Raw genomic sequence first — 17,295 nt, 5'->3', positions numbered from 1 at the left:
AAAGACTTCCATCCCGCCTGAGCGGGGCTCTCCGGCCCTCCCGATCGGGAGGGCCGGACGGTGGCGCCGGCGGCTACTGCACGCGGGCGGTGCCGCTCATCTTCGTCCGCAGACCGCTGACGATCTGGATGACGACGGGCGTCTCCTCGCCGAGGAGGGCGTCCCACTGGCGGACGGCCTGGTCGACCGTCTGCCGGGTGCGGGCGGGCGAGGCGCCGCGGCGGGTGTGCGCGGTGACGCGCAGCACCTTCTGGTGCTTGATCTCGAACGCGGTCACGTCGACCGCGACGATGGACGGCTCCTGCGACAGGGCCTCCTCGAGGACCTGCTCGGCGACCTTCGCGTCGATGGTGACGGAGCCGCCTGAGGGCGTCCCCGCTCCCTCTCCGGAGCCGACGCGCAGCAGCGTGGAGGTGCGGCCGCGGCCCTGGCGCACGATGAAGCGCACCAGCAGCAGGATGAGGACGAGCGCGACGACCGCGATGACCCAGAGGATCCACGGGGTGCCGCCCGAGAGGGCCTGGCTCGTGGGGTCGGCCGCGTCCTGCGCGGCGGTGGACACGTTCTCCTGCACCTGCGGGAGCAGCGACCCCACCGCGACGGCGCCGCCGGCGAGGAGGAGGACGAGGCCCACGACGAACAGGAGCAGCCGGTTGAGGAATCGGTTCGTGGTGGTCATCAGCGGACCGTTCCCTTCTCGGACAGGCGCACCTTGGAGCGCAGGCGCGGGGTGCAGTCGAACGTGGCGAGCTCGGCGTCGACGGCCTCGCGGATCGGCGTGACGTCGATGCTGCGGCCGGAGGTGCGGGAGACCGTCACGTCGACGACGCGGGATCCGACCGACACCGACACGTTGTCGGGGTCGACGTCACCGGCGTAGCCGGCGGTGCGGGCGACGGCCTGCGCGATGACGCGGTCGTCGACGATCGCCGCGGTGCGGTCGGTGCTGACGGCGCGACGGCCGCGACGGCCGGGCTTGAGCGACACGACGATCAGGACGAGCCCGATCAGAGCGAGCACGGCGCCGGCGGCGGCGGTCAGCGCGATGGGCGCCGCGGCCGCGTTGAGCAGCGAGGACGCTCCGTCCTGCGGGGCCACGAGCAGCGCGGGCTGGCCGAGGACGGCGAGGACCGCCTCCGTGCCCAGCCACGCGAACAGGAGGATGAGCAGGACGGCGAGGACGATCGCCGATCCGGAGCGGGACGAGTGCGTCTCGCGCCGCACCAGGCGCGGGTAGAGCGCCCGGCCGGCAGTGGTGGGAGTCGTCACGACACCCTCCTTCGTTCTCGGAGGTCGGCACCGGTGATCCGGAGGTCGACCCGGCCGATCGTGGAGCCCGTCAGTTCGAGGCAGCGCGAGCGGATGGTCGTCTGCGCCCGGCTGAGTCGGTCCAGTAGCGTCACGGAGGAGCGGCGGCCCGTCTCGCCCAGGGGCGTGACGTGGATGGGGGCGTGCGCGACGACGTGGAGGCGTCCTCCCTCGTCGTCGAGCTCGACGGACACGTCGGACGAGTTCACGTCCAGCGCCTCCGCGGTGACGGCCGACACGACTCGGCGCACGGCGCGCGAGCTGATCGTCGTGCGGCCGTGGCTGGCCTCGTCGGCCATCACCGCCGCGGTCACGAGGACCGCCGCCCGCGGAGGGTGTCGCCGAGGGAGCGCAGGTCGAGCTTGCCCTCGACGACCCGCCCGACGCCGTAGCCGATCGCCATGGCGAGGGCGACCCAGAGGAGCGCCCAGAAGCCGAAGACGAGGGCGGTCAGCGCGAGGACCGCGCCGAGGACCAGGCCGATGTGGGACGGAGTCACTTGACGCGGCTCTCGGTCTCGTCGTCCTTGTCGTCCGAGGGGATGAAGACGTCGGAGATGGTGACGTTCACCTCGGCGACCTCCATGCCGACGACCGAGGAGATGGCCTCGGAGACGGCGGAGCGGATGCTGTCGGCGAGCTTCTGCAGCGCGACGGGGTACTCGGCGACGACGGTGATGTCGGCGGCGACCTGCTTCTCGCCGACCTCGACGGAGATGCCCTGGCCGCGGTCCTGCGCGTTGATCGCGTTGCGGATGGCGCCGATGGCGCGGGCGGCGCCGTTGCCCAGGTCGTGCACGCCGGGGACCTCTCGGGCCGCGATGCCGGCGACCTTCTCGACGACGCCGTCGGCGATCGTGTTCTTGCCGGCCGAGGTGGCGGTGCCGTGCTTGGCCGAGGAGGCGTTGGCGAGGCTGGTGGGGGTGACGTTGGTCATGATCTTCTCCAGATGGTCAGAGGTCGTGGCCGGGGCCGCGGTGCTCACGATCCGTGGCACATGATGAAGACGTGGCCCGGGGCTCGGACGTCCCGGTGGCTCAGCCAAGGTGCAGGGAACGTCGAGCGGAGATGCGTTTCGCGGCCACCGGCGTCCACAGGCTCCTTCGGCGCACTCGCTGAGCGGCCAGCGGAGTGCACAGCCGCGTCAGGCCGCGGTCGCCGTCCCCGCCGGGAGCCGGCGGTCGCGCCGACGGGTGAGGGCGCGGCGCCAGGCGGGGCTCCACCGCTCCTCGGCGACCGCGTTGACGCCCCACGACAGCAGGAGGACGACGACGAAGGCGACGAGTCCTGCTCCGTCGCGGCCGATCAGCGGCCAGAGCGCGCTGACGATCGCGCTGCCCACGACCAGATGGAGGATGTAGAGCGAGTAGCTGATCCGCCCGAGCCAGAGCAGCGGCGCCCATCGCAGCACGGCGGTCCGGCGCCGCATGGCGACGACCGCGACGGCCGCGCAGACGCCGAGGACGACCGCTCCGTCCGGCCCGCCGTGGAGGAGCTGGGCGTTCAGGGCCGCGATCAGAGCCGCCGGCACGGCGAGGAGCTCGAAGCGCCCCTGGCGTCGCGAGAGGAACAGCAGCATCCCGACGCAGAAGAGCGGTCCGTACTCGGCCAGCGTCAGGTTCGCCAGGACCCGGACGGCGACCGGCGCCGAGACGACGTCGACGCCTCCCGAGGCGAGGTGAGCGGCGACGGAGGCGGTCGCGGCGACGCCGAGCCAGACGACCACCAGCACGCGGACCAGCCGATCCGTGAACCGGCACTTCGTGAGGACGAGCACGAGCAGCACCAGCAGGTAGAACTGCATCTCGACGGCCAGCGTCCAGAACGCGCCGTTCACATTGGGTACCAGCAGCAACCGCTGCACCATGGTGAAGTTGAGCAGCAGCTCCAGCGGCGTGAGGTCGGTGCCGGGGACGCGGGCGAGAGCGCCGACGACGATCGAGACGACCACCGCGATCCAGTAGGCCGGGTAGAGGCGGCTGACGCGGGAGATCGCGAAGTCCGACGGCCGCCGCGCGCGGTCCGCGGACATCAGGATCACGAAGCCGCTGATGACGAAGAAGAGCTGGACGCCGAACTCGCCGAACGGGAGCGCGAAGGATCCCGGCGGTGCATCGGGATGATCGAGCGAGAACGCGGTGGTGAAGTGGTAGACGACCACGCCGAGGGCGGCGAGGCCGCGCAGACCGTCGAGCTCGACGAAGCGTGACGCCACGGCTCCCCCGCTCCGGAGCCCCCGCCCCTCGCTCGAGTGTTCCAGAGCGCTCCGGCCGCCCGCGCGTCTGCCGTCCGTCGTTCCGCGCCGCGCCCGGCATCAGCCTCGACCCGCATCTCGGCGGCGGAGGCGCGGGGAGGGCGGCGCTCAGCTCTCGGGACGGATGCGGAGCGCGCGGGCGAGGGTATGCCGACCTGACCGAGCGGTTCGTCGCGGATGCGATCGCGTCGGCCTCGCGCATGACCGAGCGCGGACTCCTCCCCGCGGAGGAGCAGCGCGTCAGGCCTCGTGCAGGTGACGGTCGAGCGTCATCCAGTTCTTTCGGCTGAGGCGGGCGGCACCGTCCGTGTCGCCCGCGCGGAGGGACGCCACGATCGCGCGGTGCTGCTCCACGGATCCTCGGGCCGCGAGGGAGGCGAAGCGCTGGCGCTCGGCACGGCGGATGAGCGGAGTGGCCTGCTCGAGCACGTCCTCGATCATCCCGTTGCCGCTGAGCCCGGTGAGCACCGCGTGGAACGCGTCGTCCGAGCGCAGCGCCAGCTCGACGTCGCCCTCCGCCAGCGCCCGCGCGAAGTCGTCGTTCGCCGACTCCATCGCGGCGAGCGCCTCCGGAGTGACGGCCGGGCCGGCGAGGCGCGTGGCGAGCTCGTGCATGGCGGCGGCGATCTGCTGGGCGCCGCTGATGCTCTCGGCCGTGGCGGGGGTCACGATCGTCGCCCGGCCGGGCTTGGCCGAGACGAGGCCGACGCGGGCCAGCCGGAGCAGCGCCTCCCGGATCGGCGTCCGGCTGACCCCGAGCCAGGCCTCGAGCTCCTGGTCGCGGAGGCGCCCCCAGTAGGCGCGCGAACCTGATGCCCCCACCGGCGCCGGAGAAGCCTCGCGCTTCTCGATGAGCGAGAGGACCTAAGCTCGCACACGTGGCCGCCGGCGCAGTGATGTACAACTTCGCGATACAGCTGGCTGATGTGGACCGCGGCGTCTACGAGGACATCACGCTGCGAGCCGCTCGGCACCCCTCCGAGACCGACGCGTACATGATGACGCGCGTGCTCGCGTACTGCCTCGAATACGTGGAGGGGATCACGTTCAGCGAGGGGATCTCGTCGACGGCGACCGAGCCGGCGGTGCTGGTCCGCGATCTCACCGGCAGGCTGACCACGTGGATCGAGGTGGGCGCGCCGGATGCCGAGCGACTGCACTTCGGGAGCAGACTGGCCGACCGCACGACGGTCTACACGCATCGCAACCCGGACAAGGTGATCGCGGCGTGGTCCGGCAAGCGCGTCCACCAGCTCGAGCAGATCACCGTGCAGAGCTTCGATCAGGGGTTTCTGGATGCCGCGGTCGCGGTACTCGAGCGCCGCAACACGTTGACCGTGTCGGTCGTCGAGGGGCAGCTGTATCTCGAGTTCAACAGCGTGACGATGAGCAGCGACATCCACGTGCATCAGCCGGGCTGAGCCGGCGCCGAGTGTCACGAGGTCCGTGTCCTGAAGACCGGTCGGAGGACACGATGGAGCATCCTCCGAGACGGTCCCTCGGGACGCACCCAGAGACGACGAGGGCCCGGCACCGTCCTGAGACGGTCCGGGCCCTCGGGCACGCAGGGGCTGCGCGTCAGCGGCGCAGCGTGTGGCTCGGCTTCTCGTCGAAGCGCACCTGATACGCGCTCGCGAAGCGGCCAAGGTTGCCGAAGCCCCACTCGCGGGCGACCGCGGCGACGGTGGTCGAGCAGGGGTCGCCGGCGACCAGGTCGGAGTGGGCGCGGTCCAGCCGCACGTCGCGCAGGTAGACCGACGGCGACACTCCGAGGTGCCGCTTCGTCGCCTGCTGCAGCGTGCGGGTGTGCAGACCGGCCGCGCGGGCGGCGTCGGCCGGGGTGATCGGCTCGTGGGCGTGGTGCTGGAGGAAGTCGAGCGCCACCCGGGTGCGGGAGGCGGACGGGCGCCGCAGCACGGCCGGCACGTCCCACGCCCGCCACGGGAACAGCAGGAGCAGCACGCGGGCGAGGTCGAGCTCGGCGGTGAAGCGCACGAGCGGAGTGATCGCGGCCGTCGCGAGCGCGGCGCTCGCCTCCGTCACCGCGGCGCGCCAGCGGGCGAGGACGCCGGGGTCGGCGTCCGCCGCGTGGTCGAAGGAGACGGGCTGGCGGGGGCCGGCGTGCGTCTCGGTCGCGACGTCCTCGAGGAACCCGGGGGCGAAGTGGATGAGGTTCTGCCGGTGCGGCTCGAACTCGAGCCCGAACTGGCGCTCCGCGGGGAACAGGAACGGGGCCGAGAGCGCGCCGGTCCGGGTGAACGGCGGCAGGTTCAGGCGTCCGCCGCCGGCGCGGAACCACCCGACGACGTACTCCTTCAGGTGGGGGACCTGGCCGGTGAGGGCGCCCGAGCAGTCGGAGGTGCGCAGGGTCACCCGGTCGCTGCCGCGGACGGCGTAGCGGTAGGAGAAGCCGCGCTGCAACGGAGCGACGCGGAACTCGCCTCCGCCGTACGCCTCGGAGTAGACGGCGGACGCGGCGGTCGGATCGTCGCCGGAGGCTTCGTAGCGCCGGTCGGCCCGCTCGTCGCCCGCGAAGGGGCTGCCGAGGGTGAAGGTCGACTCGCTCATGACGTCCGCCCGGGGCGGCAGCGGAGGGAGCAGTGCATGGGGGACTTCTTCCGGGTTCGGGGTCCGTGCGCTCGGGGGGACGCACGAGGGGTACGGAATCAAGACGTGTCGAGGAGCCGGAATGTCACGAATCCCGTCTCGAGACGTCCCCCATCGGCGGCACTCGCAATCCGGCCAGCGGATTCGGCGGCCCGTTGTCAAGGCTGGTAGTCATGCCGGACGGCGCCCCACACTGAGGGCATCGGCGCGCGGGGACACCGCGCGCGGGACCGCGGAGGAGGCGCTCATCGACGACGACCCCCTCCTGAACGCGTCCGACGCGACCCTCGCCGCGCGCGCCGTCGACGGCGACGTGCAGGCGTTCGAGCAGCTCGCCCGCCGCCACGGCGCCCTCATGCGCGTCTACGCCGCGAAGCTCCTCGGCTCCGAGGCGGAGTCCGAGGACGTGGTGCAGGAGGCGTTCCTCACCGGCTGGCGGCGTCTGGCCGATCTCGACAGCCCGGCGCACATCCGCAACTGGCTGATGCGCATCGTCACCCACAAGGCGATCGACCGGATCCGCGTCCGCCGCCGCCACGACGACATCGACGACTGGGATCCGCCCGCGCCGCCCGAGCACTCCCCCGAGCGCATCGTCGAGGCACGACTCCAGCTGGACGCGGTCTGGGAAGCGCTGGACCGATTGCCTGCTGATCAGCGACGCTGTTGGCTACTCCGCGAGACCGCCGGCTACAGCTACCAGGAGATCGCCGACGCTCTCGAACTCCCCGTCTCGACGGTCCGCGGCCTCCTCGCCCGGGCCCGTCGATTCCTGCTCCACGAATTGGAGGCATGGCGATGACCGACGACGCCGCCGTGCCCGAGGACGACCTCGACGGCCACACGCTCGAGGAGCTGGGCGAGTACCTCGACCGCGGCCGCGAGCCGCGCGACCCCTCGATCGAGAACTCCGCCGCGTGCCGGCTCGCTCTCGCGAACCTCACCCGCCTCACCGAGCTCTCGGCACGGGCGCTGCGGCAGGAGGCCGACCGCGAGCCCGACCGCGACGAGGTCTGGATCGCCGGCCTGCTCGACGCGATCCGCTCCGAGGTGCGCTCCGGCCGCGACATCCCCGTCCGCCACCCCGACCCGACCCTCCGCCTGGCGCTCACCGAGGCGGCCGTGCGCGGGATGATCCGCCGCGCCGGCGACACGATGGGCGGCGTCATCATGGGCCGCTGCACCCTCGACGGCGACGTCTCGGCTCCCGGCGCGGTGGTGCGGATCGACGTGACCTGCGCCCTCGAGTTCGGCCTGCCGGTCGCCGTGGCCGCCGACCGCCTGCGCGAGCGCATCCGCTACGCCCTGGAGCGCCACACCGAGCTGACCGTCGGCGCGATCGACGTGACCGTCGACGACGTGTACCCCCACCGGGAGGAGCGGGAATGACCGACGACACCGAGCTCTCGCAGCGGCTGACCGCCGAGATCCGCGACATCGAGGGAGTCGCGGGGGTCTACCCCGCCCAGCCGATCGTCGAGGCCGCGGCCGACGCGCTCGCCGTGAAGCTGGACCTGCGGCAGCCCGACGTGCTGGTCGACATCGACCGGTCGGAGGGGTTCACCACGGTGAGCGCGCACATCGCCGCGTCCGCCGCACTGCCGGCCCCCGAGACGCTCCGCCTCGTGGGCGAGCGGATGCACGCGCTGCTCGCCGCCGACCCGTCGATCACGGGGCCGCTCGCCGTGAACGTGAAGGTGCGCCTCATCGAGGACTCGGGGCGCGCCGAGCACTGAGCGGTGCCGCCGCCGTCCCCTCCCGCGGGAAGCCGCTCGGGTACGCGGCGTGCCGCGTAGCGGAGCGGCATCCCGCGGAAGGGATCAGGGGCAGCCCGTCCGGGTCAGCAGGAGACGAGGCGGTCGAAGCGGGACGCGACTCCCGAGCTGTCGCTGAACTTGCGGTTGATGACGCTCATCTTGTTGCAGCCGCTGTCCGGGCCGTTCCTCCAGATGACCTTGACGTTGCTCGCCTGGTCGCAGTGCCACCACACCGTGACCTGCGCGCGACCCAGGGAGTCGCGCTGCGAGCGGACCTCGTAGCAGTTGCCCGGGCCGCCGTTCCGGTAGACGAGCTGCCCGGCGGAGGCGGGGGTAGCGACGGCGACGGCCCCTCCGAGGGCGAGGGCGATCGCGGCGAGCGTGGCCGTGAGACGACGGTGCATGGTGTTCTCCTTCGAACGGGCGATCGGAGGCGACGGCGGCCGCCCCTCTGCCAGCACCCTGGACCCGGCCCGGCCGAGCCCGGTCGTGAGCTTTCGTGCCGGAGATCACCCCGCCTGGAGGGTGGGGGGAGAGCGAGTACTCCTCACTAGCGTCGAGGCGCGTGCAGCTGCGCGCCCCTTCGACGCAGAGGACTCGCCATGCCTTCACGACTCCTCGACCGGCCGCGACTCGCCCTCGCCCTCGCAGCCCTGTGCCTCGGAGTGCTGGCGGCGACACCCCCGCAGGCGGTCGCCGCCCTCGCACCGGCGTCCACGACTCCGACCGCCTCGTCCGCCGGCCAGGCCGTCACGGCGGCACCCGCCGACGCCCCGGGCTGGACCACGCTCCTGCGCGACGACTTCACCGGGCCGGCGGGCGCGCCGGTCGGGAGCCAGTGGGAGCACGAGGTCGGCACCTGGGGCACCGGGGCGGTCGACCGGACGACCGCGTCGACGGCGAACGTCTTCCTCACGGGCGGCGGCGCTCTGGGAATCCGCGCCCTCCGCGACTCCGCCGGAGCCTGGACCTCCGGGCGGATCGTCACCGCCGACAAGTCGTTCTCGGCGCCGGCGGGCGGCCGACTGCTGATGACCGCCTCGATCCAGCTGCCGGACGTCGCGCAGGCCACCGGCTACTGGCCCGCCTTCTGGGCTCTCGGGCGGGACGCGAACGCCGTCATCGACTGGCCGGCGACCGGCGAGTTCGACATGCTCGAGGCCGTCAACGGCACCGCCCAGGTGATCCAGACGCTGCACTGCGGAGTGCCGGACGGCGGCCCCTGCGACGAGCCCGCCGGCCGGACGAGCGGGATGCTGGACTGCGCGTCCTGCGTGACGGGGTTCCACCGCTACTCCGCCCTGCTCGACCGGACCGTGCCCGGCGACGAGCGCGTGGAGTTCCTCGTCGACGGCGTCACCCGGCACGTGGTGCGGGAGTCGGAGGTGGGGACGGCCGCGTGGCAGGCCGCGGTCCCGAACGACGTGCTGCTGATCCTGAACCTCGCCATCGGGGGCGGGCTGCCGAACGGCGTGTGCGGGTGCGACAGTGCAGCCGCTCCGAAGAGCTCCGGCGGGACGATGCTCGTCGACCACGTCGCGGTCTACCGGTCCGACGCGGCGCCGGCTCCGGTCGTCGTCGGGACCGCCGCGGTGGGCGCGACCCTGTCCTCCTCCGCCGGCCGGACGGGACCGCTCGTGCATCGCTGGGCGGCGGGAGGCGTCGACATCGCGGGAGTGACGGGTCCGGATCTCGTGGTCCCCTCCTCCGCGGTCGGCAAGCGGGTGACCGTGACGGTGAGCGCCGCCGACGGCTCCGGCCCGACGACCTCGCAGCCGACCGCACCGGTCGCCGCCGGCACCCTCGGCGCCGCGACGCCGACCGTCACGGGCACGGCCCGGGTCGGAGCGGTGCTCACGGCAGCCCCGGGTCCGTGGACGCCGACCCCCGTCAACCTCACCTACCGGTGGAAGGCGGACGGCGCGGCCATCGCGGGAGCGACGTCGCCGCGGTTCACGCTCACGAAGGCTCAGGCGGGGAAGCGGATCACGCTGACCGTCACCGGGACGAAGACCGGGTACACCACCGCGAGCCGGACCTCCGCGGCGACGGCGGTCGTGGGACGGTGACGGGCGCGGGCTGTCCCCCGCCCGCCACCGTGTCTCAGACCTCGCGCTTGCGGCGAGGAGCGATGCGCAGGACGGCGGTCCCCGCAGCGATGAGGGCGAAGGCCGCGAGTGCCAGCCAGACCGAGTCGAACCCGGTCATGGCGAGCGTTCCGGCACCGACTCCGGCTCCGGCGGCTGTTCCGATGTGGTTGTACATGTCTCTCTCTCTGTTTCACCAGTCGCGCCGACGGCGTGTCAGCGCATCCAGGTAGGCCTTGGTGTGGACGACCTGCAGGAACAGGTCGACGACGAGCTCGTACATCGACGCGGCGGCGAGCATGTACCGCCAGCCGCGGTCGCGGACCGTCACGATCCGCTCGACGACGAAGATCGCGGTGACGGCCAGCCAGAACGGCTGGAGGCTCAGCTCGCCCCAGCCGACGGCGTAGACGATCGTGGCCAGGTAGACGTAGGTGATGATGCAGCCGAGCATCGTGAGCAGCTGGCGCCCCCAGTAGGGAGCCGTGACCCGCGTGAAGCCGTACTGCACGCAGTTCTCGACCGCTCCGCGCTTCCAGCGCAGGCGCTGACGCCAGAGGTCTCCCCAGGTCGGCATGACCTCGGTGACGAGGGTGCAGCCGGCGGGGCTCAGCACGTCGTAGCCGAGGTGGCGGATCGCGAACGTGAGCTCGTTGTCCTCGGTGAGGACGGTGGTGTCGTAGATGCCGCCGATGCCGTCTCCGGAGGGGAGGGAGCCGGCCAGGCGGGCCGCGCTGATGCGGCGCATCACGGCGACCTGGAGCACGGCCGCGGTGCCCGTGACGACGAGGCACTTCCCGTTCAGCCGGCGCACGTCGCGGGCGTAGCGCGCGTACTCGTTGCGCTGGAGGTGGCCGACGAAGCCGCCGCCCTCGCCGCCGCGGAACACTCCTCCGACCGCGCCGATGCCGCCGTGCAGCCTGCCGCGGGCGATCTCGAGGAACCCGGGGTCGAGCGCGGAGTCGGCGTCCTGCACGAGCACCAGGTCGTCGTCCTGCAACCCCGGGAGGACCTCGGCGAGGAACTGGTTCAGGCCGCCCGCCTTCTTGTGGCTGTTCCCGACGGTGACGAACACCTCGGCGCCGTGCGCGAGAGCGATCTCGACCGTGGCGTCGGTGCAGTTGTCGGCGATGACGACGATCCGGTCCGGCGGCCAGGTCTGCCGGCGCAGGCCCTCGATCGCCGCGGCGATCCCGGCCTCCTCGTTGTGGGCGGGGAGGGCGGCGACCAGGTCGCCGATGCGCGACGAAGCGCGGCGGCCGCTGCGGGGGCGCGTGCCGGCGATCGGGGTGGATGCCGGAGGGAGCCGGTCGGCGTCGACGGCGGGGAGCACGGTGCGCTCGAGGACTGCAGTGGGGGCCGGCGGACGCTCGAGCAGCGCGGTCGGGGCGGCCGGGCGCTCCAGGAGCGCGGTCGGGGCGGCCGGGGGCTCCAGGAGCGCGGTCGCGGCGGACGGACGCTCCGGGACGGCGGTCGCGGTGGCCGGATGCTCCAGGGCAGCGGCCGTCGCGGCCGGAAGCGCGGTCGGCGCAGCCCGACGCTCCAGGACAGCGGTCGGCACCACCGGTCGCTCGACCACCGCGGACGGGGCGGCCGAACGCTCCAGCACCGCGGTCGGGGCGGCGGGAACCGTCACCGCTCCGGCAGGCGTCGCGGACGCGAGGCGGCGCGGTGCGGAGACCCGTTCGCGCCCGGAGCGGGCGGCACGGCGTCCCGAGAGCGGGCGCGAGGCCGTCTCGTCGTGCGCCTCCCAGGTCGCCCGGCGACGGGGAGCCGTCGGCTCGTCCGCGCCGTGGCCGGGCTGTGTCGTCATGACTGTTCCTCTCCGCGGCCGGGGGCCGATGTGCGCCCGCGCGGAACGGAGGTCGTCGCCGGGGTGGGCGCGACCCGAGTGAGGAACGGCGTCCGACGGGGGGATCGGAGCAGGACCTGACAGAGGACAGCATCGGGGGGTGCTGCGATCAACCTAGGGGCACGGAGATGATGGAAGCAAGTGAATTTTGTCACCCTAAAGGGGCCATGCAAGGTCCTTGCGGCTCCGTCGTTTTCGTCGTACCAGGTCAGTCGGCTCGCCGAGCCTCCTCCACACCCGGCGCCCCCCTCTCCGCTCGGCCCCGCGGCGGGCCGTTCGGGGGTCGGCGGCGCTCTTGTGCGTCGAGCCGCCGGGGTCCACCATCGAGCGACGGCCCCCGCCCGGGGCGGCCGCACCCGACGGGTCAGGGGCGCCATGCGGTCGCGAGGTCTGCTCTTCTGCCTGATCCCGCCGATCCTCTGGGGCGGCATGCTCCCGGTCGCGGACAGCATCGCGGCGACGGTCGACTCCTTCTTCATGACCCTCATCCGCTACACGGCCGCCGCGGTCGTCCTCGCCCTGCTGCTCGCCCGGGCGGAGGGGCTCCGCGCCTTCCGGCTCGACGGCCGCGGGTGGCGGCTGGCGCTGCTCGGCGCCTCCGGATTCGCCGGCTTCGGCCTGCTCGCCTTCACGGCTCTGCGGTTCACCTCGGCCCCGAACGTCAGCCTGATGATGGGGATGATGCCCGCGATCGGCGCGGTGCTCGCGAGCATCGGAGCGCGTCGCCTGCCGCCGGCCGCCACCGTCGGCTGCATCCTGCTCGCGCTCGCCGGAGTCGCGCTCGTCGTCACTCGCGGCGACGTCGCCCTCCTCCTCGACGGCGAGCTGGGGTTCGGCGAGCTGCTCGCCCTGCTCGGCGCGATCTGCTGGGTCGTCTACACGCGCGGAGCCGCGGCGTTCCCCGGCTGGTCGGCGCTGCGGTACTCGACGCTCACCACCGCGCTCGGCTGCCCCTCGATCGCCGTCGCGGTCGCCGTGGCGACGGCCACCGGCTCCGCGCACCCGCCGACCGGGGCCGAGGTGCTCGCGGCCTGGCCGCAGCTGGCCTACCTGATCCTCCTGGCCGGCGTCGTCGCCGTGCTGCTGTGGAACGCCGGCATCAAGCTGCTCGGCGCCGTCAACGGCACGCTCTTCCAGAACCTCGTCCCGGTCACGACCTTCGCGATCAGCATGGCGGGCGGCTACCGGCCGGGGCCCGTCGCCCTGCTCGGCGCGGCCATCGTCGTGACGGCGCTGCTGCTCAACAACTGGGCGACGCGGCGCGCGGCCGCGGTCGCCGCGCGTCCCGCGGCGGTGCCGGCTCCGGTGCGCTGAGCGCACCGCGGGAGCCTCCCGCTCGGGGCGGTCACTGGTCGGAGTTGCCGGCCCAGCGGACGGAGCCCTGCGCCTCCTCCTTGCTGATCGGGGACACTGTGCGGCAGTGCGAGCACTCGAGCAGGTAGCGGGTCGAGACGGTCAGGACGGGGACGAAGAAGAGCGAGAGGCGCGTCCGGCGGCGGAGGATCCGCTGCTCGTCGCGCTGCCCGCAGACGCGGCAGACGAAGACGAGCGTCCGGAGGAGGTCCTCGACGGCTCGGGTCCCGAAGATGAGGAGCATGCGTCCGAGCGTAGGGAGCAGGGCGCGCTCGGCGGAGGGGGTTGCCGGGGCGCCGTCGCCGCGTAGCGCCGGGCGCAGACGACCACGGCGAGCGCCGTCTCGAGCAGGTCGCCTCCGTAGAACAGCAGGAGCGCCGCCTGGCGTCCGGTCTCGTCCGGAGCCTCCGCGTAGAGCACGGTCGCGAGCAGCCCGTGCGCGGCGATGCACGCTCCGAGCACCCCCAGGCGCAGGCCGAACGGGGCGCGGTGCGGGTTCGGATCGACTCCGGCGAGCGCCGCCGTCATCAGGCAGCCGCTGAGGAGGAAGTGCACGCTGAGCGCGAGGTGCAGCAGCGGATCGGCGTGCGCGGCGGCGAGCAGTCCGGTCGCGTGCACGAGCCAGAGGGAGCCCGTCGAGAGCAGGAGCGCCGTCACGGGGTGGGCGAGGAGACGGGCCGGGCGGCTCCGGAGCAGCCGCGAGAGCCGCCGGGCCGCGGTGACGTCGAGCGCCCGCAGGGCCAGGGTGACGGGGGCCGAGAGCACCAGGAGGAGCGGCGCGAGCATCCCGAGGACCAGGTGCGTCAGCATCGCCCCGCGCGGATCCGCGTGCGACCACTCCGCGAGCGGACCCGCCAAGCAGAGCGCCGCGGTCGCGAGCCCGCCGAGGAGCAGGGCGGTGCGGTGCAGCGGCCACGGCCGTCCGCGCCGCCGCTCGAGTGCCGCCGCACCCCCTCCGAGCGCCGCCGCTGCGGCCAGCGGGACCAGGAGCAGCAGGCCCGGGTCGAGCAGGGAGTGGTCGGCGTGCGGGGTCACGCCGTCGCGCGCCGTCGCCGCGGCAGGAGGAGCAGCCCCGCCGCGAGCAGCACCGCTCCCGAGGCGATCCAGGCGGAGTCGTAGAGGAGCAGGTCGACGTCGTAGCGGACCTGGTGCACGCGGAGCAGCTTGTGGTCGACGACTCCGTCCCACAGCTGGAACAGTCCCGCCCCCGTGAGCCCCGCGGCCCACGCCGTGCGCGGACGCAGAGCGGATCGGCGCCGGGCGTCGGCGAGCAGGAAGCCGCCGCCGACGAGCGCGAGGAGCTCGGCCGCGTGCAGCAGCCCGTCCGAGAGCAGGCCGATCGCCGGAGTGGAGCGGTCGTAGAAGTGGTGCCAGGCGAGGATCTGGTGGAAGACGATCTCGTCGACGGCCGCCATGAGGCCGACTCCGATCAGGAAGGCGCCCTGGAACGCCCGGTCGCCGCGGAGTCCCCGGCCGCTCCGCCGCATCCGGTCCCCTCCCGATCGAGTGCCGGGGCCCCGGGATCCCGAGACCCCCGCGCCTCCTCCCGAGGCCCCGCCACCAGGGAAGCGGACGCGCGGATCGCGGCCTAGAGGGTTGACTCCTCACGCCCGCGCCGGTCGTGCACCCCCTCCGCTACGGGCTGGGCCGACGAGGCGCAACCCCGCGCGAGGGGCGCTCCCGTTCGGGAGAGTGGAGGCATGCAGCAGCTGACCTACGCCTCCAAGAGCTTCGTGACGACCGACGCCGTGACCGAGGCCCTCCTCGACCTGGTGACCGCGATCGACCGCCAGGAGCACTCCGAAGCGGTCACGGTCCCGGCGTTCACCGAGGACGGCGAGCTCATCGAGGCGAAGATGACGCTCGACGCGAGCAGCGAGCTCGTCGCCGTCCCCGTCGAGGTCTCCATCAAGGACGAGGAGTCGACCACCGGCGCCGTCGAGGCCGCCGTCGAGGACATCCGCTCCCGCATCAAGAGCAACCGCGCCACGATCGCGCGCCCCGTGATCGACGAGGACCCTGAGCCCTACAACTACGAGGAGTTCTGAGCAGCGCCTGCGGGCCTTCACGCCTCCGCACTGAGGTGCCTGGATCTGCTCGCGACACGCCGGACCTGCCAGCCGATGCGGGCAGCTCAGCGGCGGTCCTGGCCCTGCGCCTCTTGACCGGCGGCGCAGCAGGGAGTCGGATGAGGGCATGCGCGCGCTGGTCCCCGTCTCCGATCCGTGGTCCGTCGACGGGAGCGGGCGGACGAACGACGGGCCGGTCGATGACCTCTCGGTCCGCGCCGAGCGGGACGGCGGCTCGTACTCGGTCCGGACGCTGCGGCTGACCGGTGTCCGCCTCGGGCCGCGCGGCTCGGTGCACGGAGTGGTCACCGATCCCGTCGCGACGGCCGCGCTCGCGATCGGCTCGCTCCTCCTCTCGGCGATCCCCGCCGGTCTGCCCGGGGACCGGACGCGAGCCGCGATGGTGGCAGCGGAGGCCCGGGCCCAGCAGCTGGCCGCCGACCGGCCCGCGTGGGACCTGAGCGCCCTCCCCCTCGACGGGATCGACTACGCGCTCTTCACCCGGACCCTGCCCGAGGGCGCCGTCGCGCACGCCGACCTCGGCTGGGCCGTCGTCGCGCTGTGGAGCACAGGCCCGCTCCCCCGGGGTCCCTTCCACCTGCTCGACATCCCCGACGAGCCCGTCCCGCGCTGAGTCGCCCGGATCGGCTCGCGACACACCGCAGCGGGGAGCCGCTCCGGGCGACTCAGCGAACGGGTCAGCGCACTCAGCGCAGGGTCACGCACCCGCGACCGTGGAGCCGCGCACCAGCAGCTCGGTCGGCAGCAGCGTCACGCGCTGCACCTCCTCGCCCGCCAGGAGTCGCACCAGCACGTCCGCCATCGCCTCGCCGAGGCCTGTGGAGGGCTGGCGCACCGTGGTGAGGCGCGGCTCGCTCGCCTCGGCGAAGTAGTCGCCGTCGAAGCCCGCGAGCGCGATGTCGCCCGGCACCGTGAGGCCGCGCTCGCGCAGCGCCGTCAGGGCGCCCGCCGCCATCTGGTCGTTGGAGGCGAAGACCGCGTCGATCGGCCGCCCGGAGTCGAGCAGGCGGCGCATCGCGGTCGCGCCGTCCTCGGGCGAGTAGTCGCCGTACTCGACGAGCGAGTCGTCGAGCCCCGCGGCGGTGACGGCCGAGCGCCAGCCCGACAGGCGGTCGATCGCGGCGGGCATGTCCTGGCGGCTCGCGATCATCGCGGGGGCCGTGCGGCCGAGGCCCAGGAGGTGCTCGGTGACCGTGCGCGCCGCTCCGGTGTTGTCGACGTCGACGAAGTAGCTGCCGCCCTCCTCCGTCAGCGGCCGCCCGCCGAAGACCACGGGGAGCGAGGCGCCGAGCTGCGCGTAGGAGTGGTCGCCGCTGTGGTGCGAGACGACGAGCGCGCCGTCGACGTTGCCGCCGAGCAGGTAGCGCCGCGTCTTCTCGGGCGCCGCCTCGGATGCGATCACGATGGTGAGCGTGTACTCGGTGCCGGCGAAGGCCATCGCGGCCCCCTGCACCACCGAGGCGAGGAACGGATCCGCGAACACCTTCGCCGCCGACTCCGGCACCACGAGCGCGACGGTCTGCGTGCGGCGGCTGGCGAGGGAGCGCGCGGCGCGGTTGGGCACGTAGCCGAGCTGCTCGATCGCGGCGAGCACGGCCGTCCGGGCGCCGTCCTTCACGCGCGGGGAGTCGTTGACGACCCGGCTGACCGTCGCGCGGGAGACTCCGGCCAGCGCGGCGACGGCTTCGAGGGTCGGGGCGGCCGAGGCGGTGTCGTGGGTCATGCAGGCCTTCCTCGCGGGTGCCTCCGAGGCTAGCCGAGCGCCGGAGGAGCGGGACCGTGGAGGGCGTCCTCGGCGCGAAGGGGCGCGGATCGCGGCCATTCGGGGGTGATGCGGGCCGCCGGACCGGGCCGATGGAGCGAGTCCGCGGCGTGAGAGGGCGCGGATCGCGACCGTCCGGGGTGGCGTAGCGCGGTCGGGGGCGCCGCCTCGGCGATGGCCGACACGACCGGCGCGCAGCGATCGATCGCCCGCCGCCGGCAGCGGG

23 protein-coding genes are annotated in these 17,295 nt (G+C 73.6%); 8 read left to right on the top strand and 15 right to left on the bottom strand.

Annotated elements, in window-relative coordinates; translation table 11 throughout:
- Positions 1-73: 73 nt before the first annotated feature.
- The 7 genes from C5C46_RS04965 to C5C46_RS04935 form a co-directional block, all read right to left on the bottom strand.
- Entirely contained in the window at positions 74-679 is a 606-nt protein-coding gene (locus C5C46_RS04965) for a hypothetical protein (protein WP_104225848.1), read from the bottom strand.
- A complete protein-coding gene (locus tag C5C46_RS04960; RefSeq protein WP_104225847.1) occupies positions 679-1,269 on the bottom strand; it encodes a DUF6286 domain-containing protein in 591 nt (196 codons plus the stop codon). The genes C5C46_RS04965 and C5C46_RS04960 overlap by 1 nt, the downstream gene beginning before the upstream one ends.
- Entirely contained in the window at positions 1,266-1,622 is a 357-nt protein-coding gene (locus C5C46_RS04955) for a hypothetical protein (RefSeq protein ID WP_258059334.1), read from the bottom strand. Before C5C46_RS04955 ends, C5C46_RS04960 begins: the two co-directional genes overlap by 4 nt.
- On the bottom strand, positions 1,619-1,807 hold the full coding sequence (locus C5C46_RS04950) for a DUF2273 domain-containing protein (protein WP_104223990.1): 189 nt from the start codon (positions 1,805-1,807) through the stop codon (positions 1,619-1,621). Before C5C46_RS04950 ends, C5C46_RS04955 begins: the two co-directional genes overlap by 4 nt.
- A complete protein-coding gene (locus C5C46_RS04945) occupies positions 1,804-2,244 on the bottom strand; it encodes an Asp23/Gls24 family envelope stress response protein (protein ID WP_104223989.1) in 441 nt (146 codons plus the stop codon). The genes C5C46_RS04950 and C5C46_RS04945 overlap by 4 nt, the downstream gene beginning before the upstream one ends.
- A 207-nt stretch (positions 2,245-2,451) precedes the next feature.
- The gene (locus C5C46_RS04940) at positions 2,452-3,522 is read right to left on the bottom strand and encodes an acyltransferase (RefSeq protein ID WP_181136488.1); all 1,071 of its coding nucleotides are present in this window, start codon (positions 3,520-3,522) and stop codon (positions 2,452-2,454) included.
- Positions 3,523-3,801: 279 nt separating this feature from the next.
- A complete protein-coding gene (locus tag C5C46_RS04935) occupies positions 3,802-4,383 on the bottom strand; it encodes a GntR family transcriptional regulator (RefSeq protein ID WP_181136487.1) in 582 nt (193 codons plus the stop codon).
- Positions 4,384-4,439: 56 nt separating this feature from the next.
- Between C5C46_RS04935 and C5C46_RS04930 the strand changes: the two genes are divergently transcribed.
- The gene (locus C5C46_RS04930) at positions 4,440-4,982 is read left to right on the top strand and encodes a YaeQ family protein (RefSeq protein WP_104225844.1); all 543 of its coding nucleotides are present in this window, start codon (positions 4,440-4,442) and stop codon (positions 4,980-4,982) included.
- A gap of 157 nt (positions 4,983-5,139) precedes the next feature.
- Here the strand turns inward: C5C46_RS04930 and C5C46_RS04925 are convergent, their stop codons facing one another.
- Positions 5,140-6,129, bottom strand: a complete 990-nt coding sequence (locus C5C46_RS04925; RefSeq protein ID WP_104225843.1) for a helix-turn-helix transcriptional regulator — start codon at positions 6,127-6,129, stop codon at positions 5,140-5,142.
- Positions 6,130-6,481: 352 nt separating this feature from the next.
- Between C5C46_RS04925 and C5C46_RS04920 the strand changes: the two genes are divergently transcribed.
- Genes C5C46_RS04920 through C5C46_RS04910 form a run of 3 tightly spaced genes read left to right on the top strand, consistent with a single transcriptional unit; the run spans position 6,482 to position 7,904 of the window.
- Positions 6,482-6,970 carry an RNA polymerase sigma factor gene (locus C5C46_RS04920; RefSeq protein ID WP_244248147.1) on the top strand — a complete coding sequence of 163 codons (489 nt, stop codon included), beginning with the start codon at positions 6,482-6,484 and terminating at the stop codon, positions 6,968-6,970.
- The gene (locus tag C5C46_RS04915; protein ID WP_146076902.1) at positions 6,967-7,557 is read left to right on the top strand and encodes an Asp23/Gls24 family envelope stress response protein; all 591 of its coding nucleotides are present in this window, start codon (positions 6,967-6,969) and stop codon (positions 7,555-7,557) included. The genes C5C46_RS04920 and C5C46_RS04915 overlap by 4 nt, the downstream gene beginning before the upstream one ends.
- The gene (locus tag C5C46_RS04910) at positions 7,554-7,904 is read left to right on the top strand and encodes a hypothetical protein (protein WP_104225842.1); all 351 of its coding nucleotides are present in this window, start codon (positions 7,554-7,556) and stop codon (positions 7,902-7,904) included. Before C5C46_RS04915 ends, C5C46_RS04910 begins: the two co-directional genes overlap by 4 nt.
- Before the next feature lie 104 nt (positions 7,905-8,008).
- On the opposite strand, the gene C5C46_RS04905 is transcribed toward C5C46_RS04910, so the two are convergent.
- Positions 8,009-8,329, bottom strand: coding sequence for a hypothetical protein (locus C5C46_RS04905; protein WP_104225841.1), 321 nt, complete (start codon positions 8,327-8,329; stop codon positions 8,009-8,011).
- Positions 8,330-8,527: 198 nt separating this feature from the next.
- On the opposite strand from C5C46_RS04905, the gene C5C46_RS04900 reads away from it, so the two are divergent.
- Entirely contained in the window at positions 8,528-9,994 is a 1,467-nt protein-coding gene (locus C5C46_RS04900; protein ID WP_104225840.1) for a family 16 glycosylhydrolase, read from the top strand.
- 34 nt (positions 9,995-10,028) lie between these two features.
- Here C5C46_RS04900 and C5C46_RS16775 read toward each other — a convergent pair whose 3' ends face one another.
- Both C5C46_RS16775 and C5C46_RS04895 read right to left on the bottom strand, forming a co-directional pair.
- Complete coding sequence (locus C5C46_RS16775) at positions 10,029-10,190, bottom strand: hypothetical protein (protein ID WP_167305255.1); 162 nt, start codon at positions 10,188-10,190, stop codon at positions 10,029-10,031.
- Positions 10,191-10,205: 15 nt separating this feature from the next.
- The gene (locus tag C5C46_RS04895) at positions 10,206-11,825 is read right to left on the bottom strand and encodes a glycosyltransferase family 2 protein (protein ID WP_258059333.1); all 1,620 of its coding nucleotides are present in this window, start codon (positions 11,823-11,825) and stop codon (positions 10,206-10,208) included.
- 414 nt (positions 11,826-12,239) lie between these two features.
- On the opposite strand from C5C46_RS04895, the gene C5C46_RS04890 reads away from it, so the two are divergent.
- On the top strand, positions 12,240-13,178 hold the full coding sequence (locus C5C46_RS04890) for a DMT family transporter (RefSeq protein ID WP_104225839.1): 939 nt from the start codon (positions 12,240-12,242) through the stop codon (positions 13,176-13,178).
- A 31-nt stretch (positions 13,179-13,209) separates the two neighbouring features.
- On the opposite strand, the gene C5C46_RS17415 is transcribed toward C5C46_RS04890, so the two are convergent.
- From C5C46_RS17415 to C5C46_RS04875, 3 genes are read right to left on the bottom strand one after another with little or no spacing between them, the layout of a single operon-like run.
- Positions 13,210-13,368 carry a hypothetical protein gene (locus C5C46_RS17415; RefSeq protein WP_374953052.1) on the bottom strand — a complete coding sequence of 53 codons (159 nt, stop codon included), beginning with the start codon at positions 13,366-13,368 and terminating at the stop codon, positions 13,210-13,212.
- Complete coding sequence (locus C5C46_RS04880; RefSeq protein WP_104225837.1) at positions 13,320-14,252, bottom strand: cytochrome c oxidase assembly protein; 933 nt, start codon at positions 14,250-14,252, stop codon at positions 13,320-13,322. The genes C5C46_RS17415 and C5C46_RS04880 overlap by 49 nt, the downstream gene beginning before the upstream one ends.
- Positions 14,249-14,704: a DUF2243 domain-containing protein gene (locus tag C5C46_RS04875; protein ID WP_104223966.1), complete on the bottom strand. Its 456-nt coding sequence runs from the start codon at positions 14,702-14,704 to the stop codon at positions 14,249-14,251. The genes C5C46_RS04880 and C5C46_RS04875 overlap by 4 nt, the downstream gene beginning before the upstream one ends.
- Positions 14,705-14,917: 213 nt before the next feature.
- On the opposite strand from C5C46_RS04875, the gene C5C46_RS04870 reads away from it, so the two are divergent.
- Together C5C46_RS04870 and C5C46_RS04865 are read left to right on the top strand one after the other, a co-directional pair.
- On the top strand, positions 14,918-15,265 hold the full coding sequence (locus tag C5C46_RS04870; RefSeq protein WP_104223965.1) for a hypothetical protein: 348 nt from the start codon (positions 14,918-14,920) through the stop codon (positions 15,263-15,265).
- Positions 15,266-15,413: 148 nt separating this feature from the next.
- The gene (locus C5C46_RS04865) at positions 15,414-15,920 is read left to right on the top strand and encodes a hypothetical protein (RefSeq protein WP_104223964.1); all 507 of its coding nucleotides are present in this window, start codon (positions 15,414-15,416) and stop codon (positions 15,918-15,920) included.
- Positions 15,921-16,004: 84 nt separating this feature from the next.
- Here C5C46_RS04865 and C5C46_RS04860 read toward each other — a convergent pair whose 3' ends face one another.
- Positions 16,005-17,030 (bottom strand): LacI family DNA-binding transcriptional regulator, encoded by a 1,026-nt coding sequence (locus tag C5C46_RS04860; protein WP_104223963.1) that lies wholly within the window; start codon positions 17,028-17,030, stop codon positions 16,005-16,007.
- Positions 17,031-17,295 lie beyond the last annotated feature (265 nt).

Origin of the sequence: Rathayibacter sp. AY1E6 (assembly GCF_002931115.1) — a bacterium.
Lineage (GTDB): Bacteria > Actinomycetota > Actinomycetes > Actinomycetales > Microbacteriaceae > Rathayibacter.
This window is presented reverse-complemented; position numbering and strand designations above follow the sequence as displayed.